Consider the following 24,535-nt stretch of genomic DNA (forward strand, 5'->3'; position numbering starts at 1 on the left):
TGGTGCCCGTCGCTCCCGCGCTCACCCCCGGCGTGTCCACCAGCATCACCAGCGCCGCCGAGGACCGCGCGGGGAGGGCGGCAAGGCCGGCCCGCAGGGACGAGCCCATGCCGCCCGCCCAGTCCGGATTGGCCACCAGCCGGCAGCCCGGCAGATGCGCCGTCGAGCGGACCCGGTCCCGGGCCGCCCCGACCACCACCGTCACTTCTCGGCACCCGCCGGCCCGCACCACCGCCACCGCGTGCTCCACCAGCGGCCGCCCCCCGTACCGGAGCAGCGCCTTCGGCCGCCCGCCCAACCGCCGCCCGCCGCCCGCCGCCAGCACCAGCGCGGTGACCGCGTCCTCCCTCTGTTCCATGCGCACAGGGTGCCCGCCCGGGCCGCCGCCACGCAGCCCGGGCCGGGCGACCTTGGACGAACCCACAACCCCGGCGGACGGCGACCGGGCCCGCCCCGGTGAATCGGCCGCTGGAGTTCCGGCGGCCGGGCCCCTGTACTGGGCGGATGAGGACCACGGGGATGAACGCGGTATCGACGGGCACCACACCGGCCGGGGGGTCGCGGGGCGGCGGGGTGCCCGGTGGCGGGTCGCCGAGGGGTGGGGTGCCCGCTGCTGAGTCGCCCGCCGTCGAGCCGTTCGTCGGCGGGTCGCCCTCCGGCGGGCCGCCTGCTGCCGGGTCGCCTGCCGTCGAGCCGCCCGGCGCAGGGGCGGTGTCGGCCACGGCCGCCGGGTCGGCGAGGGCGGGGGACGGGGCGGCGGGGGAGTCGCCCGCCGCGTCGGTGGGCGGCGCCCCGCCGGGTGCCGGCGCCGCGGCGCGGCCCCTGGTGGACCGGTTCGGGCGGGTGCACACCGATCTGCGGGTGTCGCTCACCGACCGGTGCAACCTGCGCTGCACCTACTGCATGCCGGCCGAGGGCCTGGCCTGGCTGCCGCGCGCCGAGGTGCTCACCGACGACGAGGTGGTCCGGCTGGTGCGGGTGGCCACCGGGCGGCTGGGGATCACGGCGGTCCGGCTGACCGGCGGTGAGCCGCTGCTGCGCCGCGGTCTGCCCGCGCTGGTCGGGCGGATCGCCGGCCTGGGAGCCGAGCTGTCGCTGACCACCAACGGCATCGGGCTGGCCCGGACCGCGTCCGCGCTCGCGACGGCCGGCCTGCACCGGGTCAACGTCAGCCTGGACACCCTGCGCCCCGAGCGGTACGCCGCGCTGACCCGCCGGGACCGGCTCGCGGACGTCCTGGCCGGGCTGACGGCGGCCCGGGCCGCCGGGCTCGCACCGGTCAAGGTCAACGCCGTCCCGGTGCGCGGCGTCAACGACGACGAACTCGCCGACCTGCTGGAGTTCGCGCTCGCCCACGGCTACCGGATGCGCTTCATCGAGTCGATGCCGCTGGACGCGCAGGGCGCCTGGGACCGGGACCGGATGGTCACCGCGGCGGAGGTCCTCGCCCGGCTCGGCGAGCGCTTCGAGCTGGTCCCGGCCGGGCGGCCCGGCCACGCGCCCGCCGAGGAGTGGCGGATCGCCGGTACGGACGCGGTGGTCGGGGTGATCGCCTCCGTCACCCGCCCGTTCTGCGGCGGCTGCGACCGGGTGCGGCTCACCGCCGACGGACAGCTGCGCAACTGCCTGTTCGCCACCGAGGAGTCCGACCTGCGCGCCCTGCTGCGCGGCGGCGCCGGGGACGACCGCATCGAGGCCGCCTGGCGCGCCGCCGTCGCCCGCAAGGGCCCCGGCCACGCGATCGGCGCCGCCGACTTCGTCCGCCCGGACCGCCCGATGTCGGCGATCGGAGGCTAGGGCCTGTCTCTTGGATCCTTGCCGGGGTCGCGACAAAATCCAAGAGACAGGCCCTAGGGTCGGGGTGGCGCCCGGGTCGTCAACCGGTCACGTGCAGCGGGAAGTTCGCCCCCGCGCGGACCGGGCGGGCGAAGTGGGCGCGGTAGGAGCGCGGGGTCATGCCGATCCGCTGCAGGAGGTGGCGGCGCAGCGAGTCGGGGGTGGCGAAGCCCGCCCGGGTGGCGACCTGGTCGACCGGCAGGTCGGTGGACTCCAGCAGTTCCCGGGCCTGTTCGATGCGCTGGGTGAGCAGCCACTGCAGCGGGGTGGTCCCGGTCTCGCCCTGGAAGCGGCGGTTGAGGGTGCGCACGCTCACCCCCGCGTGGGCCGCGAGTTCGGCCAGCGTCAGCGGCTCGGCCAGCCGGGTCAGCGCCCAGGCGCGGGTGGCGGTGAGCGAGCTGCCGTCGGCCGCCGCGACCGGCGTCGGCAGGACCTGCCCCTGGGCGCCGTCGCGGACCGCCGAGACCGCCGCCAGCCGGGCCACCGCGTTGGCCACGGCCGCCCCGTGGTCGGTGCGCACCATGTGCAGGCACAGGTCGATCCCGGCGGTCAGTCCGGCGGAGGTGAGCACCGGCCCGTCGTCGACGAACAGCGCCTGCGGCCGCACCCGGACCTTCGGGAACCGGTGCTCCAACGCGCCCGCCTGCACCCAGTAGGTGGTGGCGTCGTGCCCGTCCAGCAGGCCGGCCTGGGCGAGCACGAACGCGCCGGTGCAGATCGAGGCCATCCGGCTGCCCCGCGCCGCGGCCGCGCGCAGCGCCGCGAGGACGCGTTCGTCCGCCTCGGTGCGGGAGCCGGAGCCGGTCACGATCACGGTGTCGGCCTCCGCCAGGACGTCCAGGCCGTGCGGGACGACCACCTGGAGGCTGCCGGTGGTCGCCACCGGCCCCGGCTCGGCCGTGCAGATCCGCACCCGGTAGGCCGGGCGGCCGTCCAGTTCGGCGGAGCCGAAGACGATGTCGGGGATGGACAGGTCGAAGGCGGTCGCCGGCGGCACGGCGACGACCGCGACCCGGTGGACGTCCGCGGGTGAGGGCATGGCCAGAACCTCCGGAACCTTGGCAGCGGGAGCCCTGTCGCACGACCGGGCCCGGAACGAGAGTTGATCACGGCGCCGCTGGTCCGGCGCCGTCCACTCCTCCGTCACCCTCACCAACCCGGGAGATCCCCGTGTCCTTCCACGTCGTCACCGGCGCCGGCTCGACCGGCACCGCCACCGCCCTGCGCCTCGCCGAGTCCGGCGAGCGGGTCCGCCTGGTCACCCGGCGCGGCACCGGCCCCGCGCACCCCGGCATCGAGCGGGTCGCCGCCGACGCGACCGACGCCGACGCGCTCACCGCGCTGGTCGACGGCGCGGCGTCGCTGATCAACTGCGCCGCGCCGGCCTACCACCGCTGGCTCACCGAGTTCCCGCCGCTCGCCGCCGCCCTGCTGACCGCCGCCGAACGGACCGGCGCGGGCTACGTGATGCTCGGCAACGTCTACGGCTACGGCCCGGTCGACGGCCGGATCACCGAGGACCTCCCCGCCGCCCCGAACAGCCGCAAGGGCACCCTGCGGGCGCGCCTGTGGGCGGACGCCGAGGCCGCCCACCGGGCGGGCCGGGTGCGCGCCACCGAGGTCCGGGCGAGCGACTTCGTCGGCCCCGGCGCGGCCTCGCTGTTCGGCGCGACGGTGGTGCCCGCCGTGCTGGCCGGCGAGCCGGTCGGCTACCCCGCCGACCTGGCCGCCCCGCACAGCTGGAGCTACGTCGGCGACGTGGCCGACACGCTGATCGCCGCCGCGCGCAGCGAGGCCTCCTGGGGCCGGGCCTGGCACGTGCCCAGCACCAGCGAGGCGTCCGCCGGCGACCTGGCCCGGCAGCTGGCGGCGGCGGCCGGCGCGCCGGAGCCGGCGCTCAGCTCGATCACGACGGCGGAACTGGCCCGGGTGCCGGGGTTCGAGGAGATGCTCGCCGAGGTGGCGGAGATGGCGTACCTGTACGACCGGCCGCTGCTGGTCGACTCGGCGCGCACGGAGGAGGTGCTGGGTGTGACGGCGACGCCGGTCGCGGTGGTCGTGGCGGAGACGGTCCGGGGATCGGCGGCTGGCGCGGTGTGAGCTTCGCCATGATCGAAATGGTGCGTGTTGTGGTGCCTTGACCGGGTGTGGAGCGGCTGGTGTGCTGGTGCGCCGTCAGCCGCCCGCCATCTGGGGAGTCCTCCGTGCCCGCCCGCCGCACCGTCCTGTCCGCCGCCACCGTGTTCCTGATATCCGCCCTGGCGCTGACCGGTTGCTCCGGCGCCGGGAAGCGGGTCGACGCCGACGCCGGAGCCGCCGCCTCCGGCGCGGGGACGGGCACCAGCCCGTTGCAGAACCCCGACGGCACCAAGCCCGGGCTGGCGCCGCTGACTTCGGCCGAGGACCAGCAGGCCGGCCGCGAGCTGATCGGCAAGGTCGCCACCGCCCGTACTGGCAGCAAGGACGGCTACGACCGAAACGAGTTCGGTCCGGCCTGGACCGACAACGTCGACGGCGTCCCGGGCGGCCACAACAACTGCGACACCCGCAACGATCTGCTGGCCCGGGACGGCACGGGGGTCGAGCGCAAGGACGGCTCGAAGTGCGTGGTCACCGCGATGACCATCCACGACCCGTACACCGGCAGGTCGGTGCAGTGGAGCAAGCAGCAGGCGTCGAAGATACAGATCGACCACGTGATGCCGCTGTCCTACGACTGGCAGATGGGCGCGAGCGGGTGGGACAAGGCCAAGCGCGTCCAGATCGCCAACGACCCGCTCAACCTGATCCCGGCGGACGGCTCGCAGAACGCCTCCAAGGGCGACTCCGGTCCGGCCGCCTGGCTGCCCGCCGACCCGCGGATCCGCTGCGCGTACGCGGTGCGGTTCGCGCAGGTGTCGCTGAAGTACCAGCTGCCGGTCACGGACGCGGACAAGAAGGCGATGCTGGCGCAGTGCGGCGGCTGACGGGCGGCTGACCGGCGATTGACGAAACGATTCGTCGCCCTATGTCCGGATGGTGCGGGGTGCGGCGACGGTGGCGGGTAGGGCGGCGCGAACCGTGTGATCGTCAGATGGTATTCGTATGCGGTGCATTCGATGATCACCCGGTTCTCCCGACGCGCCCTGCCCGCCGTCGCCGCGGCCGCCCTGCTGGCCGGCTGCTCCGGTTCGGCCGGCTCCACCGACGCGGCCTCCGGTACGCCGTCGCCCGCCGCTACCACCGCGCCCACGCCGTCCGACCCGCCCACGGCCACCCCCACCCCGACCGCCACGCCCACCCCGACGGTCAAGCCGACCGGCCAGGCGGACCCGGCGCTCAAGGCCTTCTACGGCCAGCAACTCGCCTGGGCGGCCTGCCAGGACGACCCGAAGACCGAGAAGACCGACGAGTCGAAGGCGCAGTGCGCGACCCTCAAGGTCCCGCTGGACTACGCCAACCCGAGCGGCGAGACCCTCGACGTGGCGGTGGCCCGGAGCCTCGCCGCCAAGCCGGACCAGCGGATCGGCTCCATCGTCATCAACCCCGGCGGCCCGGGCGGCGCCGGTGCCGGCATGATCCGGCGCTACCCCAAGCAGTTCAAGGGCGCCGTCGACGAGCGCTTCGACACCGTCGGCTTCGACCCGCGCGGTGCCGGTGAGACCTCCCCGGTGAACTGCCTCGACGACAAGACCCGCGACGAGTGGCTCACCACCGACAACCCCGGCCCCGACCACGGCAAGGTCCTCGCCGACGCCTGCCAGGCCAAGTACGGCAAGCTGCTGCCCTTCATCGGCACCCGCAACACCGTCCGCGACATGGACGTGCTGCGCGCCGCGCTCGGCGACCAGAAGCTCAACTACCTCGGCCTGTCCTACGGCACCTACATCGGCAGCGTGTACGCCGAGGAGTTCCCGGACCGCGTGGGCCGGCTGGTCCTGGACGGCGCGGTCGACCCGGCCAAGCCGCTGGCCGAGAACAACGTCGAGCAGTACGCCGGGTTCGAGCGCTCGCTGCGGGCCTTCGCCGCGAACTGCGCGAAGAAGGACCAGTGCCCGCTCGGCAAGGACCCGGAGAAGGCCGCCGACAAGCTCGCCGACTTCCTCGACGGCCTCAAGCAGAAGCCGCTCAAGACCGCGAGCGGTCGCCTCCTGACCGCCAACGCCGCCTGGACCGGCATGATCGAGGGCCTCTACGGCGACGAGAGCGCCTGGGACGACCTGCGCAACAGCCTGGGCTGGGCCATGGTCCGCGGCAAGGGCGACAACCTGCTCGCCTACACCGACACCTACAACAAGCGCGACAAGGAGGGGCACTTCAACGTCTCCGCCGACGCCTACACCGCGATCTACTGCGCCGACGGCGCGACCAACGTCCCGACCGGTGACGCGCTCCAGGCCGCGTACGCCGAGATGGCCGCCAAGGCCCCGCTGATCAGCCGGCGCGAGCCGAGCATGGCGCTGTTCGACCCGGACTGCCGCAACTGGCCGTTCCGTTCGACCGAGCAGGCGCACCCGATCGCGTCGAAGGCCGCGAACCCGATCGTCGTGGTCGGCTCCACCGGCGACGCGGCCACGCCGTACGCCAACGCCGAGAAGCTCGCCGCCCAGCTCGGCAACGCCGTGCTGCTCACCCGCGAGGGCGAGGGCCACACCGGCTACGGCCGGAGCACGTGCATCCGCGACTCGGTGGACGCCTACCTGCTGGAGGGCACCGTGCCGGCCGCCGGGATCCGGTGCGCGACCGACAAGGAGTGACATGCGGGAGGGGCGCGCCGGCGGTGTCCGGTGCGCCCCTCCCGTTCTGCTCCGCTCAGGATGTGGGCGGAGCGCTGAGGTCGTAGAAGGTCGAGCCGCCGACCGTGCGGGCGGTGTAGTGGCCCGCCACCCAGGCCTCGATCTGCGCGCTCTGCGACTGACCCTCTTCGCCGCCGGCGCCGGCCGGGCGGCGGGAGCCGCCGCCGATGAACCAGTGCACCTTGCCGTCCCGGACGTACTCCTGGAAGGCGCTCAGGCTGAGCGACGGGTCGGTGCCGTTGAAGCCGCCGAGGGCCATCACCGGTTCGCCGGAGGCGAGTTGGTAGCTGGCGGCGTTCTGCGAGCCGCTGGTCGCGGCGGCCCAGCGGTAGCGGTCGGCGTCCTGCCGCAGCAGGGTGGCGGCCTCCTCGCTCACCTTGGCGCCGTTCAGCAGCCCGCCCATGCCGCCCATGCCGCCGGGGCCGCCCATACCGCCGGGGCCGCCCGCGCCGCCGTCCATGCCGTACGGGTCGGCGGTGCCGCGTCGGCCGTCCCGGCCGTTCGGCTGGGGGAAGGCCTGGCCGCCGCCCTGCGGGGGCGTGAACGCCTGGCCGTTGAGCATGAACACCTGCTCGCCGCCGCCCGGCCCGAACCCGCCCGGACCGCGCCGCAGCCCGCCGCCCGGGCCGAACCCGCCCTGCACCGCCGGGCCGGCCGTCACGATCGAGCCGGTGTGCGGGGTGCCGACCGTGTCCACCGCGTACGCCGCCGGGCCGCCCAGCGCCGCCGCCGCGCCCGCCAGGCCCGCCACGGCGGTCAGCCGCCCGGCGAACCGGCGGCCGCCGTCCCCGGTGCCCCCGGCGCCCTTCGCGAGCCGGGTGCCCAGCGGCCCGGCCAGCAGCAGCGTCAGCGCCGCGAGCAGCCCGCCCACCAGCACCGTCCAGCGCAGCCAGGGCAGGAAGTCAGCGCTCCGGCCGAGCAGCACGTACGCCCAGACCGCCGTCACCGCGAGCGTCCCGGCCAGCACCGCCGCGTACGGCAGCCGGTGCCGGGCCCGCCAGAGCCCGTCCACGCCCATGCCGACCAGCGCGGCGATCGCCGGGGCCAGCGCCACCGTGTAGTACTGGTGGAAGATCCCGGACATGAAGCTGAAGGTCAGCGCGGTGCAGACCAGCCAGCCGCCCCAGACCAGGAAGGCCGCGCGCGCGGTGTCCGTGCGCAGGTGGCGGCGGGTGGCCCAGAGGCCGAACAGCAGCAGGATCAGCGCCGCCGGCAGCAGCCAGGCGATCTGCCCGCCGATGTCGCCGTCGAACAGCCGGGTGAGGCCGGTCTGGCCCCAGCCGCCCCCGCCCCGCATCCCGCCGGCCGCCGCACCGGGCGCCCCGCCCGGTACCGCGCCCGGGACCGCGCCCGCCGCCCCGCCGGGGGCGCCGCCGACGGCCTCCAGCCCGGCCGGGAAGCGGCCTCGGCCGCCGCCGCCGACACTGCCGGTCTCCTCGCCGTTGAGCCGGCCGAGGCCGTTGTAGCCGAAGGTGAGCGACAGGAAGCTGTTGTCCTGCGAGCCGCCGACGTACGGGCGCGCGGACGCGGGCACCAGCTCGACCACCGCCACCCACCAGCCGCCCGACAGCACCAGCGCCAGCCCGGCCGCCAGCAGCTGCCGGACCCGCCGCCAGAGCCCGGTCGGCGCCACCACCAGGTAGACCAGCGCGAACGCGGGCAGCACCAGGAACGCCTGCAGGGTCTTGGTGAGGAAGGCCAGTCCGAACATCACCCCGGTGAACACCAGCCACCGGGTGCCGGCCGCCTCGACCGCCCGCACCAGCCCGTACGCGGCCAAAGTGAGCAGCAGCACCAGCAGCGCGTCCGGGTTGTTGAAGCGGAACATCAGCGCCGCCACCGGCGTCAGCGCGAACGCGACGCCCGCCAGCAGCCCGGCGAGCGGGGCGAAGCGGCGGCGCACCGTCGCGTACAGCGCGGCGGTGGTGGCGACCGCCATCAGCGCCTGCGGGGCCAGCAGCGACCACGAGGAGAGCCCGAAGACGCGCGCCGAGAGGGCCATCGGCCAGAGCGCGAGCGGCGGCTTGTCGACGGTGATGAAGTTCCCGGCGTCGGAGGAGCCGTAGAAGAAGGCCTGCCAGCTCTGGCTGCCGGCCTGGGCGGCGGCCGAGTAGAAGGCGTTGGCCCAGCCGGAGGCGGACAGGCCCCAGAGGTAGAGGACGGCGGTGGCGGCCAGCAGACCGAGCAGGGCGGGCCGCACCCAGCGCGGGTCGTCCGCCCGCCCGCGCCAGGCCCGGCCCGGCAGGGTCCGCAGCCGCCCGGCCCAGGACGCCGGGCCCTTGGGGCCGACGGGCGGCAGCGGGAACTCCGGGAAGAGCGGCGGCTCCTCCCGGGTGTCGGCAGCGGCGGGGGCGGGCGGCAGCAGCGGGGGAGGGTAGTCCCCGGCCTCCGGCCAGGGTTCACCGGCCGGCGGGGTGAGGCTGGTCGTGGTCATGGGCGCTACGTTCGGGCGCCCGGCTGAGAGGAGGGTGAGACCGGGGTGTGAGCCGCCTGTGGATCGCGGCCGGCCCCGCCCCGGCGGTCCGGGACCGCTACGCGGCCTGCGGCATCGTCAGGTGCTTGCCGAGCCACTCCAGGGCGGGCGGGATCTCCCGGGTCCAGGTGTGGAAGTTGTGGCCGCCGGTGTCGAGGGTGATGGTGGACAGCTTGGTCGGCGCCTTGAAGGAGTTGACCATGGCCTGAGTGCCCTCGTAGTTGTTCTCGTCGTAGCTGGTGGCGAGGAGCAGCGAGACCGGCTCGGCGGGCTTGTTCTTCAGCCGCCAGACCAGGTCGTTCTCCTGCTTCAGCTGGGCGTTGCCGGCGAACAGGTCGCCGGTGGTCTCGTCGATCGGCGCGGTGTAGTAGCCGGAGAGCGAGATCGCGGCGCGGTAGGCGTCCGGCTTGCGCAGCGCGAACTTCAGCGCGCAGTAGCCGCCGGTGGAGTTGCCGATCACCGCGCGGTTGGCCGGGTCGGTGCCGATCCGGTAGTTGCCGGCCAGCGCCTTCGGCAGGTCGCTGGTGAAGAAGGTCTCCACCTGGGGCCCGCCGGGGACGTCCATGCACTCGGTGTCGCGGTTGCCGACCAGGGTGGGCCGCATCAGCACCAGGACGGTCGGCGGCAGCTTCTGCTGCTCGATCGCGGTGAGCGCGGACGCCGGGTACTGCATCAGGGTGATGAGCTTCTCCGCCGAGCCCGGGTAGCCGGCCAGCACCAGCGCCATCGGGAACTTGCGCTGCGCGTACTCCGGCTGGAAGTACTGCGGGGGCAGGTAGACGTAGGCGTCGCTGCTCAGTCCGCTGCTCGCTCCTTTGACCGAGACCTCCTGGATCAGCCCGGAGCGGTCGCGGGCCGAGCCCTGCGCCGAGTACATGTTCTTCTCGCCGGTGACGGCGAGGGCGGCGGCCGCGTTCGGCTGGTGGTCGACGACGGTGCCGGGCTTGCCGTTGGTGCCGAGCAGGTCGCTCCAGGAGCTGTAGAAGCCGAAGTAGCCGTTGGCGACCAGGCCCATCGCGACCAGCACCGCGACCTGGGTGGCGAGGAACGCGCCGATCCGTCCCGACCAGGCCTTCCAGCCGCCTCCGCCGAATCTCGGCCACAGCCACATCGTGGCGGCGAAGACGCCGATCGCGATGACGGAGGCGACGATCTGGAGGGGGAGTCCCGTGAGGCTCAGCACGTCCCGATGGTAGTTGACCCGCTGCGCCGCTCCGTGCGCCCCCTTATGCGCCCCATATTCGCTTCGGTGCGCCGTCTGTACGCCCTGTTGACCGGGTCTTGCCGGGTCGGGATCATGTCCGCGGGGACAGCAGATTGCACGGAGCGTGCATGAGAGAACACTCAAGAGAGCACCGGGGGCGCGGTATGAAGTCCTTCACCAAGGCCGGCCTGGCGGTCGGCACCGCCTTACTCCTGGCGGCCTGTTCCAGCAGCGGTTCGGGCAGCACCGCGAGCGGATCGAGCAGTTCGGGTGGCCCCGCCACCACCCCGGCCGCGTCCACCTCCTCGGACGGCGGCTTCAGCGCCCTGCCCGCACCGACCTACACCCCGACCCCGACGCCGGTCTACACCCCGCCGCCGTACGGCCCGGTCCTGGCCGGCTACGTCGATCCCGTCGGGGTCGCGCTGGGCAAGATCAACCCGGCCGCCAACATGACCAACTTCATGATCGGCCTCCAGGAGGCGGCCACCGCCGCCAACTCGGCCAGCCAGAGCATCGGCCGGACCACCGCGCCGGCCACCGTCGGCACCGCCCAGCGCCAGCTGGTCACGGCGCTCTCCCAGCTCGCCACCGACCTCACCAAGGTCCGCAGCGACATCAAGGCGAAGGCCTTCTGCACCACCGGCTCCGCCTACGCCCAGGTCGGCCTCTCCGAGGGCCTCAAGGGCGTCCCCGCGGCGCTGGCCCAGATGACCGCCGCGGGCTACGCGACCAACTTCACCGTCCCGCAGACCCCCCAGCAGCAGACCCGCTCGCTCGCCAACGACACCCTGATCCGCAAGGGCCGCCTGCGTGGCTCGGGCGTCCTGAAGGTCGACAACTCGGCCGGCAGCACCGACTCCGTGGTCTCGCTCGTGCTGAGCGGCAAGCCGGTCCACTCGCTGTACGTCGGCAAGGGCAAGGAGGCGTCGATCGAGGGCGTCGAGGACGGCACCTACGAGGTGTACTTCTCCGACGGCGTCGACTGGGACTCCTCGCTGAAGATGTTCACCCAGAACTGCGGCTACACGAAGTTCGACGACACCCTGGCCTTCGAGACCGGCCGCACCTACACCTCCTGGTCGATCACGCTCACCGCGAAGGTCGGCGGCAACGCGAAGACCAGCGACGTCCCCGAGGACACCTTCCCGCAGCCCTGACGACGCCGCACCCACCACCCCCGGAGCGCCGCCGGTCGGGAGGGGGGTCCGACCGGCGGCGCTCCGGCGTTTCCGTGCGGCTATAGTTTGAACGAGTTCAAAATGAACGGGTTCAAAAACTATGGGGGGTGGTGCCGGATGGATCACGGCAACGCGGGCGGGGGCGGCACGGGTCGGGACCGGCGCCGGGGCTGCTTGGTGGTGGCCTGCGCCGCCTCGACCGGGACGCTCCTGCTGCTGATCGCCGCCGTCCTCTTCTTTCTCTTCGGCCTCCCACCGGTCCTCGACCCCGGCCCCAGCCCCGACCCCGACACCCGCCCTCCACTGCCGGCCCAGACGACCTTCGCGACCGGCGCGGGCACTGCGCGGGCGGGTGTCACGCCGGGGGAGCGTCGATGACGGACGACGAGGCGGCACGGGCGGTGCTGGCGGGCTGCTCCGGACGAGGCCGACCGGGTCTGCGGGTCTGGCTGGCGCTGGGGTGCGTGATGCCGGTGGTGTCCTTCCTTGCCCTCGTGACCATCGCGACGATCGTCCTCGTCGGCTCCTCGGCGGGTGTGCTGCCCAGGTCCTGGGGGGAGGCGATCGAATGGCTCAACCAGGTCGACGACCCGCGTGCCTGCGAGCCCTCCACGCTGGCGCTCGACGACGCCCTCGACCACTTCGGGTTCCGGCTGCCCGAAGGGGCGGAGAACGTCCGCTTCGTTGCCCTGGAGAGCGAATGGGAGCTCACCGTCGGCTTCGACCTCCCCGCGGAGCGGGCCGACGACCACCTCCGCGAGGCCGGTCTCCCCGCCGCCCACGAGGTCCGGTGGGGGCCGTCGATCAGCGGGTGCACGGTCGGCGACGTGCCGGGGGGTGTCGCCGTGCGCACCGGCGAACGTGGCCTCGACGCCCGGATCCCGCTGAAGCTCCAGGTGACCCCGACCGCCGATCCCGGCAAGGTGCGGGTGGCCGTCGAGATGTGGGACTTCGCCTGACCGTCAGGGGTGCCGGTGCCGTTCAGTGGGCGGCGCCGTCGCGGCGGTCGGGGAGCCGGGGCAGCCAGGGGACGGCGTCGGAGCGGAAGCTCTGGTTGACGGGGGTGAGGTCGCTCGCGTCGTCCAGGGCGGAGAGGGTCAGCGCGATGCACGGCGCGCCGTCGTCCTGGGCGCACACCTGGCTGCCGCAGGTCGGGCAGAACCCGCGCCGGGAGTCCGGCCAGGTGTGGTGCCAGGCGGGCTCGCCGGTCGGCCCGGTCCAGCGGAAGCCGGCCAGCTCGAAGCTCACCCAGGACATCAGCGGGCCGCCGGCCAGCTTCTGGCAGTGCGGGCAACTGCACACATGCGGGTAGTCGGGCGCACCCGCGGCCTCGAAGCGGACCCGCCCGCACAGGCACCCGCCGGTGCGGACAGCCGTGCTGGCGTCGGTGCGGACGTCGGTGCGGACGTCGGTGTTCGGAAGCATGGTCACGCGGCGTCAGCGTGCCAGGAGGGAGCGGAGCGCGGCAATGGGGTTCGCCCGCACGGGTGAACGGACGGGCAGCCGACTCCCAGTCAATTGTCAGTGGCGCGTGCCACACTCCCGTCATGGCTCCCGAACCACTCGCCACGCTCACCTTCGCCGCCTGGCGCCGACTCGACCTCGCCGCCGCCTCCCGCCTCGCCGCCCAGGTCGCGGACGCGGCCGGTGGGCGGGTGGATCGGGTCGAGGCGCTGGAGCACCTGGGTGCGCCGCTGCACCGGGTGCTCGTCGAGCGCGGGGGGCGGCTGTTCGCGCTGATACCGGGCGGGCGGGTCACCGTCGGGTTCGACGTGGCGGCCTGGCGGCCGTCCGCCGAGCTCCTCGCCTGCTACCGCGAGGAGAGCGTCAGCCAGGGCTTCGGCGACGAGGACCTGCACGCCCACCTCGCCCGTCTGCTCAGCCCGCGCCGGACGGTCACCGTGCCGACCCTGCTGATGGCCGTCGAGGACGAGTCGCTGCCCGTGCCGCCCGCCGAGATGCCGGCCGCCCTCGCCCGCGAGGGCCTGCGGCTGCCGAGCCCCGACGAATGGGAGCACGCGTGCGGCGCCGGGGCCGACACCCTGTTCCGCTGGGGCGACACCTTCCCGCTCGACCGCATCCCGTACGGCGACGCCACCGGCCCGCACGCCCGGCCCAACGCCTTCGGCCTGCGCATCGCCTACGACACCTACCGCTCGGAGATCACCGGCGAGCCGGGCCTGATCCACGGCGGCGACGGCGGCGAGTCCGTCTGCGGCGGCTACGGCACCGTCCTGGCCTGGCTCCCGCTCGCCACCGCCAACCGTCACCCCGACCTCGTGGAGCTCTTCTACGGCGAGGACGGCGAGTTCGACGAGGACCTCCTCGACTGCCTCTCCACCCGTCCCGTGCTCCCGCTCCGCTGACGGGGTCCATCCGCGCGTCGGCGTGCCGTCACTCAACGTGCCCGCACAGGGCGAGTTGACGAGTCGTCCGGTCGATTCCTGCCCACCCGGGCGGATTTGCGCGAGCCACTTCTGCTCGCATGGTTGACCGATTGAAGTGGCCATGGCACTTTCGTGCGGCGCGGGCGTCCGCAACCGGTCGTACGCCCCGCATCCCCCACAAGGAGAGCCATGTTCAAGAGACTTGCCGCCGCGTCCGCCGCGGGCGTCGTCGTCGCCGGGGTGCTGACCTCGGTGGCGGCCGTTCCCGCGCAGGCGGTGCAGGCCGGTGACCTGACGTCCACCATCGCGCTGAGCAACTGCTCCGCCTCGCTGGTGCGTTACCCCTCCTCGGTCGACGGCGACCGGGCCATGATGCTCACCAACGGCCACTGTCTGCCGACCATGCCGCCCGCCGGCCAGGTCATCCAGAACCAGTCCGCCAGCCGCAGCGGCACCCTGCTGAACGCCTCGGGCGGCTCGCTCGGCACCGTGCAGGCCGACAAGATCCTGTACGCGACGATGACGGGCACCGACGTCGCGCTGTACCAGCTCACCGACACCTTCGGGTCGATCACGTCGAAGTTCGGCGCGACGGCGCTGACGATCAGTGACACGCACCCGGTCGACGGCTCGGCGATGTTCATACCGTCGTCGTACTGGAAGCAGACCTGGAACTGCTCCGTCAACGGCTTCGTCGGCACGCTCCGCGAGGACGCCTGGACCTGGCGCGACTCGATCCGCTACAGCGCCGGCTGCAACACCACGCACGGCACCTCGGGTTCGCCGATCGTCGACGCCGCGACGAAGAAGGTCGTCGGCATCAACAACACCGGCAACGACGACGGCGAGATGTGCACGCTCAACAACCCCTGCGAGGTGGCGGCCGACGGCACCACCACCGCGAACAAGGGCCAGAGCTACGGCCAGGAGACCTACTGGTTCACCACCTGCCTCGGCAACGGGCGGGTCATCGACCTCAACGTCAGCGGCTGCCTGCTGACGAAGCCCGCGGGCAGCGGCTCCGTCTCGGTGGTCAACCCGGGCAGCCAGTCGACGGCGGTGGGCGGTTCGGCGAACCTCCAGATCCAGGCGAGCGGCGGTTCGACCCCGTACACCTACTCGGCCACCGGCCTGCCGGCCGGCCTGTCGATCAACGCCTCCACCGGTGTCATCAGCGGCACCGCGACGACGGCCGGCACCTTCAACGTCACCGTCACCGCGAAGGACTCGGCCGGCAAGACCGGCAGCGCCGCCTTCAGCTGGACGGTCACCGGCGGTGGCGGCGGCACCTGCACCCCGGCGCAGCAGCTCGGCAACGCGGGCTTCGAGACGGGCACGGCCGCGCCGTGGACCGCCTCCAGCGGCGTGGTCGACAACTCCTCCTCGCAGGCCGCGCACGGCGGTTCGTGGAAGTCCTGGCTGAACGGCTACGGCTCCACCCACTCCGACACGCTGTCCCAGACGGTCACCATCCCGGCCGGCTGCAAGGCCACCCTCAGCTTCTACCTGCACATCGACACCGGTGAGTCCGGCACCACGGCGTACGACAAGCTGACGGTCCAGGCCAACGGCACCACGCTGAAGACCTACTCGAACGCCGACGCGGCCGCCGGCTACCAGCTGCGGACCTTCGACCTCTCCGGGTACGCGGGCCAGTCGGTCACCGTCAAGTTCACCGGCACCGAGGACGCCTCCCTCCAGACCAGCTTCGTGATCGACGACACCGCGATCGCCACCAGCTGACCCCGAACCGACGGCACCACCACCGGCCGCCCGGCCCACCCCCGGGCGGCCGGCGCCGTCGGTTCAGGTGAGGAGGATCCGGCCGTCGACCGTGCCGAGGAGCAGCCGGCCGGGGCCGGGCACGGTGAGCGAGAGCGCGACGGTCGGGATGCCGTCGACGGTGAGGCGGGTGCGCCAGCGCTGGGTGCCGTCGGCCGCGTCGAGGGCGAGGATCTCGCCGGAGGTGAGCGCGGCGAAGACGGTCGTGCCGTCGGTGTCCAGGGCCGTGACCAGGTGGTCCCCGGTGAACACCCACTGCGGCAGACCGTCGGGGAAGCGGCGGCGGACGATGAACGCGTGGCCGGGCTGCAGCCCGCTCCCGTGGTGGACCTGGCCGGCGTGGACCAGGGCGCCGTCCAGTCGGACGGCCGGGCCGCCGAAGAGGTGGCCGGCGCGGTCGGTGTCCCATGCGAGCGGGAACAGCCGACGGACCTCCCCGCGACCGTCGCCCTCGGGGTCGACGGCGACGACCCACTTGTCCTTCCAGTACTTCTTCTTCTTGCCCTGGAGGAAGAGCAGTTCGGGGCTGCGCCGGACCCCGAACCAGTTGTTGCGCGCGTCGTAGCCGCCGAGCACGGGCCCGGCGGACTGGGGGCGCTCCGGTGCGAGCAGCACCGTCGGGGTCTTCGGCCGGTCGTTGCGGGTGTCGCGGAGCGCGATCCGGCCGTCGGTGGCGGCGGTGAGCGTGACGGGGTGGGCGACCTCGGCGACGGCCAAGGTGGCGCCGTCGGCGAGCGAGAGCCGTTCGACGGCGCCGGGCGCGTCCACCCAGCCGGAGCCGGGGATCCAGCGGGCCGTGCGGGCGAGGTTCACCCAGGCCGACCGCTGGTCCGGGGCGACGGACAGTTCGCACCCGCCGTCGGGGTCGGGGACCGACCACTCCAGTTCGCCCGAGGGCAGCCGGCTCTCCAGCTTGACGCCTTCGAGCGCGGCCAGCACCCGGCCGTCGGACAGCTCCTCCACCGCCCACACCCGGCGGCGCGGGTGCCAGGCGATGCCCTGCTCGGCGGCGAGCGCGGTGAGCAGCTCCCGGGCGGCCTCCTTGACGCCGTCCGGGCGGTGCGGGGCTTCGACGCGCGGGCCGACCTGTTCGGTGCTCAGGACGGTGCGGTCGGCGACGGCGCGCCAGTCGTCGCGTTCGACGGTGACGGCGAACCCGTGGGTCTCCGGGGACTCGTCGTCCTCGTCGTCGTGCGGGGCGAGGGCCAGCCGCAGGGCGCGGCCGTCCTCCCGCCAGTCCACCCGGCGGACCTCGCGGGGGTACTCCAGTGCGGAGACGGTTGCGCCGCTCTCCAGGTCGACGAGGAGGAGTTCGCCCTCGTAGAACCAGCCGCCGTCGTACGCGCCGGTGCCCACGGCGAGCAGCGGCAGGTGCGGGTGGAACGCGAGGTCGAGGACCGGCCACCGGCTGCGGACGAGCAGACGGCAGCCGAGGTCGTCGAGGCCGTGGACGCCGACGCGGTGGCCGTGCCAGCCGTCGACGTACCGGCCGGGCCAGGACAGGTTGCCGACGCTGCCCCCGACGGCGACCAGCCCGTGCGCCTCGTCGGGCACGGCCACGGTGGGCTTGCCGATCTCGGCGAACGGGCCGCCGCCGAGGACGCGGCGGATGGACGGGGGAGTGGAGAGCGGCCGGTCCGCCGGGTGGATCATCGGATCATCCTTGCACGCCTCCTGCCCCCGGGCGGGGGACCCCGGCTACTGGCCCACTCGGCCGTCGACGCATTCGCGGAGGAGGTCGGCGTGGCCGCAGTGGCGGGCGTATTCGTCGATCATGTGCACCCGCAGTTCGCGGATCGCGATCCGGTCCTTGCCGACCCGCTCGCCCGGGTCCGGGAAGCGGGCGAGGGCGGCGTCCGTCGTGGCCTGCTCGCGGGCCAGGTCGGCGAGCGCGGCGTCGACCGCGGACCGGTCGGCGACGGCGCCGTGGAAGTCCGCGTCGCGTTCGCCGTAGAGCTTCGGCAGCGGCTCGCCGTCGGTGATCCAGTTCTGCCAGTCCCGCTCCACCTCGGCGAGGTGGCGGACCAGGCCGAGCAGCGACATCGTCGACGGCGGGACGGAGCGGCGGGCCAGCTGCTCCGGGTCCAGGCCCTCGCACTTCAGCCGGAGGGTGAGGCGGTAGTCGGCCAGGAACTGCCGCAGGGTGGCGAGTTCGCCGTCCGGGCCGGGGCCTTCGGGGTTGCGGGGGTCGTCGGCCGGGTCGAGCCACATGTCGGGGTGGACGGTCGCCTGGGTCCACCGCTCGGGTTCGTCGTTCATGCGCGCCATGATCGTCGGTGGTGGTCCGGGTCTGCCACCGAGTTGTCGGTCGGCGTCGGCTGTGCCGTCCAGGCGGCGAGCAGGCGGCGAGCAGGTGCAGGGCGGCCTCGGTCGGACCGTCCGGGACCGGGGTGAGGGTCACCAGCCGACGGGGGGCGTCCCCGGAGAGGTCGAGGGCCTCGCAGCCGAAGGTGAAGGTGTGCCGTGGGTCCGGACCTCGACCTCCGGGAGGCCACCTGGACCGTGACCGCGGCTGCGCCACCGCCGTCGCGGCGTGGTCAAGCCGTCTGTCGGGCCGCGGCGCGCAGGGCGTTGACCTCCCGTTCCACCTGGGCGGGTGAGTCGAGGTGCTGGTCGTTGAGGTGGACGAGCAGCATCCGTCGGCCGGTGGTGGGGTAGGCGTACGCGACGACGCTCGGCAGCGAGCCGTGGCCCATCGGTTCGCTCCGGATGTCGGCGATCTGCGACCAGGCCAGCCGGCGCGTCCGGAGGAACCCGCGGGACCGGAGGCCGGCGTGGTCCGCGTAGGTGCCGGACCAGGGGACGGCGGCGAGGACCGCGAGGTCGAACAGCAGCACCGCCGTCGTCGTGAGCAGTTGTACCCAGCGGGGGAAGTCGTCGGTCCACACGATGAACAGCACCAGGAGCGTCTTGAGGCCCAGGACGAGCAGGACCAGCCCGAGCTGCCGCCCGTCGGCCCGGTACCTGCGCGGCAGTTCCTGCGTCGCCCCCATGGCCGCCCCTCTCTCCCGGCCGCCCACTGTAGGGGCGGCGGGTGTGACCACCGGTACGGCGGGGGCCTGTTGTTACGGGACCGGGAAGGACGGCTGCACAGGAAGTCGGCGGATCCGACTTCCTGTGCAGGGGGATGGATGGGCGGTCAGCGGCGGCGGGACAGGAAGAGGTCGTGGTGGTGTTCGACGTCGATGCCGCCGCCGTGGGCGTCGAGGACGGCGGCGGTGTCGGCGAGGGCGCGGTCGCGGCGGTCGGCGGGGAGGGCGCGGTAGAGGGAGACGGAGGCGAGGTGGCCGAGGTAGCGGTCGGTGTCGTAGTGGGCCTGCTCGCGGATCCGCAGTGAGCGGAGGTCGGTGAACCGGCCGTCCTGCCGGCACTCGGCGTCCGGCCAGTGGCCGAGCATGCCGGGCCAGTGGCCCGGGGTGTCGCCGTAGGAGGAGGAGAGCTCGGCGTGCGGGGTGATGGTGAGCCCGTGGCGGCGGTCGACCTCGGCGAGGGCGGCGTGCAGGTGCGGGTCGAGGACGCCCTGGGGGTTCCAGAAGAGGGCGACCGCGCCGCCGGGGGCGAGGGCGTCGTGGACGAGGTCCCAGCGGCGGTCCGGGTCCAGCCAGTGCCAGGAGGTGGCGGCGAAGAGCAGTCCGAAGCGGGTGTCGCCGGGGTGCCACTCCTCGAACGGGCCGACGTGGATCCGGACGTTCGGCCGGTCGGCGGTGTTGCGGCGCAGGACGGCGGCCATCCGGGCGTCGGGCTCGACGCAGAGGAGGGGCGAGTCGCCGAGGGCGGCGGCGAAGGGGACGGTCGCCTTTCCGGTGCCCGCGCCGGACTCGACGGCGGGACGGTCGCCGAGGTCCGCGTAGTCCAGGACGGTGGAGACCAGCGCGGACGGGTAGCCCGCGCGGGACGCGTCGTACGTCTCGGCCACCTCGCCGAACACCTTGCTGCGGCGCATGTCGAGGGGTTGGCGGGAGACGGTCATGGGCGGCGGTCCTTGTCGCTCGGGCGGCGGAGGAGGCAGGGGAAGTCAGTCTTGAGCGGCGGGGCGCGGCGAGGCAACGGGATTTCGCCCGGTGCACCGCGTGGTCCCGGTGACGTGAAAAGATCCCCACCGACCGGTGCCACAAGACCGCCGCATGATCGCGTTAGTAGGGCATGGAGCAAATACTGGGGGCGGGAACACCGGCAGCCGAGCCGGCGCCGCCCGACTTTCCGGCCTTCGTGGCGTCGCGGGGGCGCCATCTGCTGCGGACGGCGTTCCTCCTCACCGGGGGCGACGCGCACCTCGCTGAGGACCTCGTCCAGGAGGCGCTCGGCCGCGTCTTCGTGAAGTGGCGCCGGATCTCGCGCCTCGACAATCCGAGCGGCTACGCGCAGACCGTCCTGGTCAACACCTTCCTCTCGTACCGCCGCCGCCGGAGCAGCACCGAGCGGGCCACCGACGTGCTGCCGGACATCGCCGTCGCCGATCCCGATCCCGCCCTGCGGCTCACCCTCCTCCGCGCGCTCGGCGAACTGCCCGCGCAGGACCGGGCGGTGCTGGTGCTCCGTTTCTGGGAGGACCGCAGTGTGGAGGAGACGGCGGCGGCCATGCGGCTGAGCAGCACGGCCGTGCGCTCGCGCAGCAGCCGGGCGCTGGCCCGGATGCGGGACAAGCTGGGGACCACCGAGCTGACGGGGAAGGCGGTGCTGCGTCATGCCGGTTGAGGACGACTTCGAGGGCGAGTTCGAGGGCGAGTTCGCCCAGGCCCTGCGCGGGGCCGCGGCGCTCGCGCCGGACGACGCGCTGTTCACCCTGGCCGCCGGGGCGGAGCGGCGCGGCCGCCGGCGGCGCAACCGGCGGCGGGCGGTGCTGGCCGGCGGGCTGGCGGCGGCCGTGCTGGTGGCGGGGACGGTGGGGGCGCTGGCCGGGGACGGCGGTCCGGGGTCCGAGCTGTTCGGGCCGGCCGCGGAACCGGTCAAGCCGATGACCTCCGAGGAGGTGGTGCAACTGGTGACCACGCTGCTGCCGCCCGGCTCGGTGCAGGCGGTGACCGCCCAGACGCCCGGCATCCCGGGCCCGTCGGGGAACGTGCACGAGACCTTCGGCGTGCTGCAGTTCGACGACGGCAAGGGTGCGAGCACCTTCCACTACACGGTCGAACGCGGCGCGCAGGCGCCCGACGCGGCCGCCGTCTGCATGGACCCGTTCAACACGCCGCAGGACTCCTGCGACCGCACCGTTCGCCCGGACGGCTCGATACTCGTGATCGACAAGCTGCGGAACAGCAACTCCGCCGGCCAGCGCCAGTGGCGGGCGACCTGGGCGGGACCGGACGGCACCACGGTCCAGGTCACCGAGTACAACGGGCAGCCCGCCACCCCCAGTCGGGAGCTCCCGCCGCTCGACGCCGAGCAGCTCACGACCCTGGTGACCGCGCCCGCGTGGGAGCGGGTCGTCGCCGCGCTGCCGGCGAACCCGAAGGCACCGAAGCCGCACAAGCCGGCGGCCACCCCCACCCCGACGGCGGCCGGCACACCGGCACCGGCCGAGCTGATCGCGACGCTGACCGGGCTGCTCCCGCAGGGTGCGCAGCCTGGCGCGCAGGAGGAGAAGCACGCCGCGCTGACGGTCACCTTCGAGGGCCGCACCAGCATGATCTCGGTCCACGTCGAACCGGCCGGGCCGCGCGGTCTGCAGGACAAGCAGGACGCCGAGCAGAACGACACCCCGACCCCGCTGGAGGTGCACGAGAAGCTGCCCGACGGCTCGCTCCTCGTGCTCAACCAGTTCGGCAACGGCAAGACCGCCGTCAAACCGGTGCTGCACTGGACGGCCAAGGTGTACTACCCGGACGGCCGCAGCGTCCTGCTCAACGAGTGGAACGGCGAGAACGGCTACGACTTCCGCGAGGGCACCCCGGCCCTCTCGATCGACCAGCTGAAGGCGATCATCACCGCCCCCGACTGGCGCAAGTAGCCGCACCCCCACCCCGTCCGGCCGCTCCACACGGGGGGAGCGGCCGGACGCTGGCGGATCAGTCGGTTTCCTTGGGATGACCGGGCCCCGCGTAGGTGATCCAGGCGATGCGGTCGGCGGTGTCGACGAGGTACCAGATCCGCCCGCCGCCGGTGACCTCGTACTGCCAGCGTTCCAGCTGACGGCCCTTGAAGGCGGTGCCTGCCAGCTTGCCCTTGAGCCGGTGCTGGCGGGCGGGGTTGTCGGTGGCCAGCGGGGCCGCCCGGATGTGATCGTATGCGCGGCGGAGGTTGCCCGGGGCGTGCCGTGCCAGCAGTTCCCAACCGTTCGCGGCCTCGGAGGTGGCGAACCGGAGGTCGTACTCGCCCTCGACGGGAGGTGGTGCGGCCCGGTCGCCGCGCTTCGGGCTCACTCGGGTCCTCCGGGGCGGGGTACGGGGCCGAGGTCGCCGTCGGGCTCGCGGGTCAGGAGGGCGTGGAGGGCGGGGTCGGCGTAGACCTCCGCGCTGTGGCGCCACTGGGTGAGGAGCAGGGCGATCGGGGCGAGGTTGTCGAGAGCGACCGCGCCGCGCGCGACGTCCACCAGCTCGCCGATGAGCTGGTCCACGTCGTCGTCGGGCAGGAAGGTCACCCAGGGCAGGGCCTCGGGGAGCGCGGCACGCAGGGCAGCAGTGTTCCCGGTCCGCACCAGGCCGCTGAGCAGGCGCGAGGTGAAGTCGACGACGCTGGTGTCCTGTTCGAGCTGGTCGACGCGCATCAGCGCGAGGTCGCCGGCGTCCCGGCGGCGGAGCCGGAGCGCGCGGACGGCGTCGAGTCTGCTCGTGGTGGCAGCGGGCCGGTGGAGCAGCTCGCTGAAGGGGATCTCCTCGTAGGCCGCAGTCATGACATCCACAGTAGCTTGGATGTCTCTGGGGAGGGGGAGATCGGGTGCCGTCACCGTGGGATGCGGTGGTGCCATTCCTTGGTGAAGACGACGTTGCCGGCTTCTTCGGCGCGGAGTTGGGTGTGGGCGAGGAGGTGGGTGGGGTCGCAGCGGAGTTCGGTGCGGGTGTGGATGGTGGCGTCCCAGCCGATGGCGGGGCGTTCGAGGCGGACGGTGCGGTCGGTGCGGGCCTGGGCGCTGAGGGGGGTGGCGGTGAGGACGCGGTAGGCGGTGACGGTCTGCTCGGCGCGGACCAGGCCGTCGGGGTGGGTGCGGGTGCCGTCGGTGGTGGGCGAGAGTTCGGTGCGCCATTCGCGGCGGCCGATGTCGTGGACGGTGACGCGTTCGGGGCGGGCGGTGAGCGGTTCGGTGGTGTGCAGCGGGGGCGGGAGCGGGAGGGTGGGGGAGCGGAAGGTGATCGGGTCGCCGGTGTCGGCGGTCAGGTGGCGGACCGGGAGGGTGAGCGCGGAGTGGGAGGGGTCGAGCGCGAAGCCGGTCGGGTGGGGGCCGGGCCAGAGCCAGGGCCAGTAGGTGGAGGAGAGGGCGAGCCGGAGGCGGTGGCCGGGCGGGACGGTGTGGCCGGTCGGGGCGAGGTCGAGGGTGAGGTCGGGGTCGGAGTGCGGGTCGGCGTCCGCGGTGTCGGCGGCGGGCGGGACGGCGAGGGCGCCGCGGGTGAGCAGGGTGGAGGTGCCGTCGGGGGTGACCACGCAGAGCCGGGCGGTGACCAGGGCGCCGGTGGGGCCCGGCCGCAGGCGCAGGGCGAGGGACGGGGTGCCGAGGAGTTCGAGGGTCTCGGGCAGCGGCAGCGAGTCGAAGCAGACCGAGCGGCCGTCCTCCTCGCGCTGGTCGGGCGGCTGGTCGGCGGGGCGGCCGAGCGGGACGTAGGCGCCGGCGTTGAGGCCGGTGTGCTGGGGGGAGCGGACGTGCACCCAGCGGTCCTCGGAGGCGGTGCCGGCGGTGCGCAGCGGGCCGTCGAGGCGGTAGCGGACGTCGCGGACGTCGGGGGAGGGCCAGGGGTCGTCGCCGGCCCAGCGGGTGGAGAGCCAGCTGCGCAGGGCGGGGACGGCGAGGGCGCCGGTGTCGATGTCGCGCAGCCAGTGGTCGTACCAGCGCAGGGCCTCGGGGAGGAGCTCGTCGGGGAGCCCGTACGGCCACGGGCCGAGGACGGCGCGCACGGGGACGCGGTCGGAGGCAGTGCCGGCCAGGGCGAGGACGGTGGCGGCGGACGGGTGGGACCAGCCGGCCGCCGCCAGCGTGGGGACGGCGGCGGTGGCCGGGGGCGGGGCGGGGGCGGCCAGCCAGGACTCCAGCGGCGGTTCGAGCGCGTCGAGGCGGGCCAGCCACATCGCCCGCCAGTCGTCGCCGACGTACTGCGGGTCCGGCGGCCGGGCCGCGTCGGCGAGGCTGGTGGTGGCGCGGGCGTGGCCGTCGGCGGCGAGGACGGCGCCGCCGAGGCGGTGCGCGCCCTCCGGGCAGGCGGCGACCACGGCGTGGACGGCGTCGGGGGCGTGCGCGGCGAGCCGGAGCGCGGTGGCCGCGGCGGCGCCGGTGCCGAGCAGGCCGATCCGGCCGCTGCACCAGGGCTGGGCGGCGAGCCAGCGGACCACGGCGGCGCCGTCGGCGACCGAGGAGTCGGGTGCGGGCAGGCCGGCCGAGTTGCCGTGGCCGCGGGCGTCGACCCGGACGGCGGCGTGGCCGTGGCCGGCGAACCAGGGGTGGCGGCGGGCGTCCTCGGTGACCGTCCAGTCGGTGAGCCGGCCGGTGGAGTACTCCAGGACGGCGGGGACGGGTTCGTCGGTCACCGGGCGCCAGAGGCGGGCGTACAGCTCGGTGCCGTCGGGGAGGGGGACGCGCAGGTCCTCGCGGGTGGTGCGGTAGGGGTACGAGGACATGGCCGCTCCCATCGGGTCCCGTCCCGGACGCCCGGTGGCGCCTCGGGCGTCGGGATTCCGACAGTAGGGGAGGAAACGGACGCGGGCCCCGCCCGGGGGGGGGCCGCGCCCGCGCGCCCCGCGCGGGGGGGCCGGCG

At 74.2% G+C, this 24,535-nt stretch carries 21 protein-coding genes and 2 pseudogenes; 11 read left to right on the top strand and 12 right to left on the bottom strand.

The genetic code is table 11. From position 1 onward, the window contains the following. Positions 1–358, bottom strand: a 358-nt coding sequence (locus AB0N76_RS34090) for an NTP transferase domain-containing protein (RefSeq protein WP_363563922.1), incomplete at its 3' end; no start/stop codon positions are given. A 422-nt stretch (positions 359–780) separates the two neighbouring features. Here AB0N76_RS34090 and moaA point away from each other — a divergent pair. Beyond that, positions 781–1,797, top strand: a complete 1,017-nt coding sequence (gene moaA, locus AB0N76_RS34095) for a GTP 3',8-cyclase MoaA (RefSeq protein WP_363563960.1) — start codon at positions 781–783, stop codon at positions 1,795–1,797. A 79-nt stretch (positions 1,798–1,876) separates the two neighbouring features. Here moaA and AB0N76_RS34100 read toward each other — a convergent pair whose 3' ends face one another. Continuing rightward, the gene (locus AB0N76_RS34100) at positions 1,877–2,875 is read right to left on the bottom strand and encodes a helix-turn-helix domain-containing protein (RefSeq protein ID WP_363563924.1); all 999 of its coding nucleotides are present in this window, start codon (positions 2,873–2,875) and stop codon (positions 1,877–1,879) included. 131 nt (positions 2,876–3,006) lie between these two features. On the opposite strand from AB0N76_RS34100, the gene AB0N76_RS34105 reads away from it, so the two are divergent. The 3 genes from AB0N76_RS34105 to AB0N76_RS34115 all read left to right on the top strand — a co-directional run bounded on the left by AB0N76_RS34105 (position 3,007) and on the right by AB0N76_RS34115 (position 6,572). After that, positions 3,007–3,936, top strand: coding sequence for an NAD-dependent epimerase/dehydratase family protein (locus AB0N76_RS34105; protein WP_363563926.1), 930 nt, complete (start codon positions 3,007–3,009; stop codon positions 3,934–3,936). Between the two features lie 104 nt (positions 3,937–4,040). Beyond that, the gene (locus tag AB0N76_RS34110; protein WP_363563928.1) at positions 4,041–4,802 is read left to right on the top strand and encodes an HNH endonuclease family protein; all 762 of its coding nucleotides are present in this window, start codon (positions 4,041–4,043) and stop codon (positions 4,800–4,802) included. Between the two features lie 132 nt (positions 4,803–4,934). Next, positions 4,935–6,572: an alpha/beta hydrolase gene (locus AB0N76_RS34115; protein WP_363563930.1), complete on the top strand. Its 1,638-nt coding sequence runs from the start codon at positions 4,935–4,937 to the stop codon at positions 6,570–6,572. Positions 6,573–6,627: 55 nt separating this feature from the next. On the opposite strand, the gene AB0N76_RS34120 is transcribed toward AB0N76_RS34115, so the two are convergent. Together AB0N76_RS34120 and AB0N76_RS34125 are read right to left on the bottom strand one after the other, a co-directional pair. Next, a complete protein-coding gene (locus tag AB0N76_RS34120; protein WP_363563932.1) occupies positions 6,628–9,045 on the bottom strand; it encodes a glycosyltransferase family 39 protein in 2,418 nt (805 codons plus the stop codon). A 97-nt stretch (positions 9,046–9,142) separates the two neighbouring features. Then, the gene (locus AB0N76_RS34125) at positions 9,143–10,267 is read right to left on the bottom strand and encodes an alpha/beta hydrolase-fold protein (RefSeq protein ID WP_363563934.1); all 1,125 of its coding nucleotides are present in this window, start codon (positions 10,265–10,267) and stop codon (positions 9,143–9,145) included. Between the two features lie 185 nt (positions 10,268–10,452). On the opposite strand from AB0N76_RS34125, the gene AB0N76_RS34130 reads away from it, so the two are divergent. Together AB0N76_RS34130 and AB0N76_RS34135 are read left to right on the top strand one after the other, a co-directional pair. Then, positions 10,453–11,448 (top strand): hypothetical protein, encoded by a 996-nt coding sequence (locus AB0N76_RS34130; RefSeq protein WP_363563936.1) that lies wholly within the window; start codon positions 10,453–10,455, stop codon positions 11,446–11,448. Between the two features lie 395 nt (positions 11,449–11,843). Continuing rightward, positions 11,844–12,428, top strand: a complete 585-nt coding sequence (locus AB0N76_RS34135; RefSeq protein ID WP_363563938.1) for a hypothetical protein — start codon at positions 11,844–11,846, stop codon at positions 12,426–12,428. A gap of 22 nt (positions 12,429–12,450) precedes the next feature. Here the strand turns inward: AB0N76_RS34135 and AB0N76_RS34140 are convergent, their stop codons facing one another. Then, positions 12,451–12,894 carry a GFA family protein gene (locus AB0N76_RS34140; protein WP_363563962.1) on the bottom strand — a complete coding sequence of 148 codons (444 nt, stop codon included), beginning with the start codon at positions 12,892–12,894 and terminating at the stop codon, positions 12,451–12,453. 122 nt (positions 12,895–13,016) lie between these two features. On the opposite strand from AB0N76_RS34140, the gene AB0N76_RS34145 reads away from it, so the two are divergent. The 3 genes and pseudogenes from AB0N76_RS34145 to AB0N76_RS34155 all read left to right on the top strand — a co-directional run. Continuing rightward, a complete protein-coding gene (locus AB0N76_RS34145) occupies positions 13,017–13,835 on the top strand; it encodes a hypothetical protein (protein WP_363563940.1) in 819 nt (272 codons plus the stop codon). Positions 13,836–14,225: 390 nt separating this feature from the next. Beyond that, a pseudogene (locus AB0N76_RS34150) lies at positions 14,226–14,666 on the top strand (serine protease); the annotation flags it as partial. 210 nt (positions 14,667–14,876) lie between these two features. Further along, a pseudogene (locus tag AB0N76_RS34155) lies at positions 14,877–15,599 on the top strand (putative Ig domain-containing protein); the annotation flags it as partial. Positions 15,600–15,662: 63 nt separating this feature from the next. Here the strand turns inward: AB0N76_RS34155 and AB0N76_RS34160 are convergent. The 4 genes from AB0N76_RS34160 to AB0N76_RS34175 form a co-directional block, all read right to left on the bottom strand. Next, positions 15,663–17,291 (bottom strand): hypothetical protein, encoded by a 1,629-nt coding sequence (locus AB0N76_RS34160; protein WP_363563942.1) that lies wholly within the window; start codon positions 17,289–17,291, stop codon positions 15,663–15,665. Between the two features lie 45 nt (positions 17,292–17,336). Then, positions 17,337–17,906, bottom strand: coding sequence for a DinB family protein (locus tag AB0N76_RS34165; protein WP_363563944.1), 570 nt, complete (start codon positions 17,904–17,906; stop codon positions 17,337–17,339). A gap of 269 nt (positions 17,907–18,175) precedes the next feature. After that, entirely contained in the window at positions 18,176–18,631 is a 456-nt protein-coding gene (locus AB0N76_RS34170) for a PH domain-containing protein (protein WP_363563946.1), read from the bottom strand. Between the two features lie 146 nt (positions 18,632–18,777). Beyond that, the gene (locus AB0N76_RS34175; RefSeq protein WP_363563948.1) at positions 18,778–19,608 is read right to left on the bottom strand and encodes a class I SAM-dependent methyltransferase; all 831 of its coding nucleotides are present in this window, start codon (positions 19,606–19,608) and stop codon (positions 18,778–18,780) included. Between the two features lie 173 nt (positions 19,609–19,781). Here AB0N76_RS34175 and AB0N76_RS34180 point away from each other — a divergent pair, with 173 nt between their 5' ends. Then, complete coding sequence (locus AB0N76_RS34180) at positions 19,782–20,333, top strand: SigE family RNA polymerase sigma factor (RefSeq protein ID WP_363563950.1); 552 nt, start codon at positions 19,782–19,784, stop codon at positions 20,331–20,333. Continuing rightward, the gene (locus tag AB0N76_RS34185; RefSeq protein WP_363563952.1) at positions 20,323–21,585 is read left to right on the top strand and encodes a hypothetical protein; all 1,263 of its coding nucleotides are present in this window, start codon (positions 20,323–20,325) and stop codon (positions 21,583–21,585) included. The genes AB0N76_RS34180 and AB0N76_RS34185 overlap by 11 nt, the downstream gene beginning before the upstream one ends. 58 nt (positions 21,586–21,643) lie before the next feature. On the opposite strand, the gene AB0N76_RS34190 is transcribed toward AB0N76_RS34185, so the two are convergent. Genes AB0N76_RS34190 through AB0N76_RS34200 form a run of 3 tightly spaced genes read right to left on the bottom strand, consistent with a single transcriptional unit; the run spans position 21,644 to position 24,398 of the window. Further along, positions 21,644–21,997, bottom strand: coding sequence for a hypothetical protein (locus AB0N76_RS34190; RefSeq protein ID WP_363563954.1), 354 nt, complete (start codon positions 21,995–21,997; stop codon positions 21,644–21,646). After that, positions 21,994–22,467, bottom strand: coding sequence for a hypothetical protein (locus AB0N76_RS34195; RefSeq protein ID WP_363563956.1), 474 nt, complete (start codon positions 22,465–22,467; stop codon positions 21,994–21,996). Before AB0N76_RS34195 ends, AB0N76_RS34190 begins: the two co-directional genes overlap by 4 nt. A gap of 50 nt (positions 22,468–22,517) precedes the next feature. Further along, positions 22,518–24,398: a CocE/NonD family hydrolase gene (locus tag AB0N76_RS34200; protein ID WP_363563958.1), complete on the bottom strand. Its 1,881-nt coding sequence runs from the start codon at positions 24,396–24,398 to the stop codon at positions 22,518–22,520. Positions 24,399–24,535 lie beyond the last annotated feature (137 nt).

The sequence above is a fragment of the Kitasatospora sp. NPDC093806 genome, assembly GCF_040683335.1.
Taxonomy (GTDB): Bacteria; Actinomycetota; Actinomycetes; order Streptomycetales; family Streptomycetaceae; genus Kitasatospora.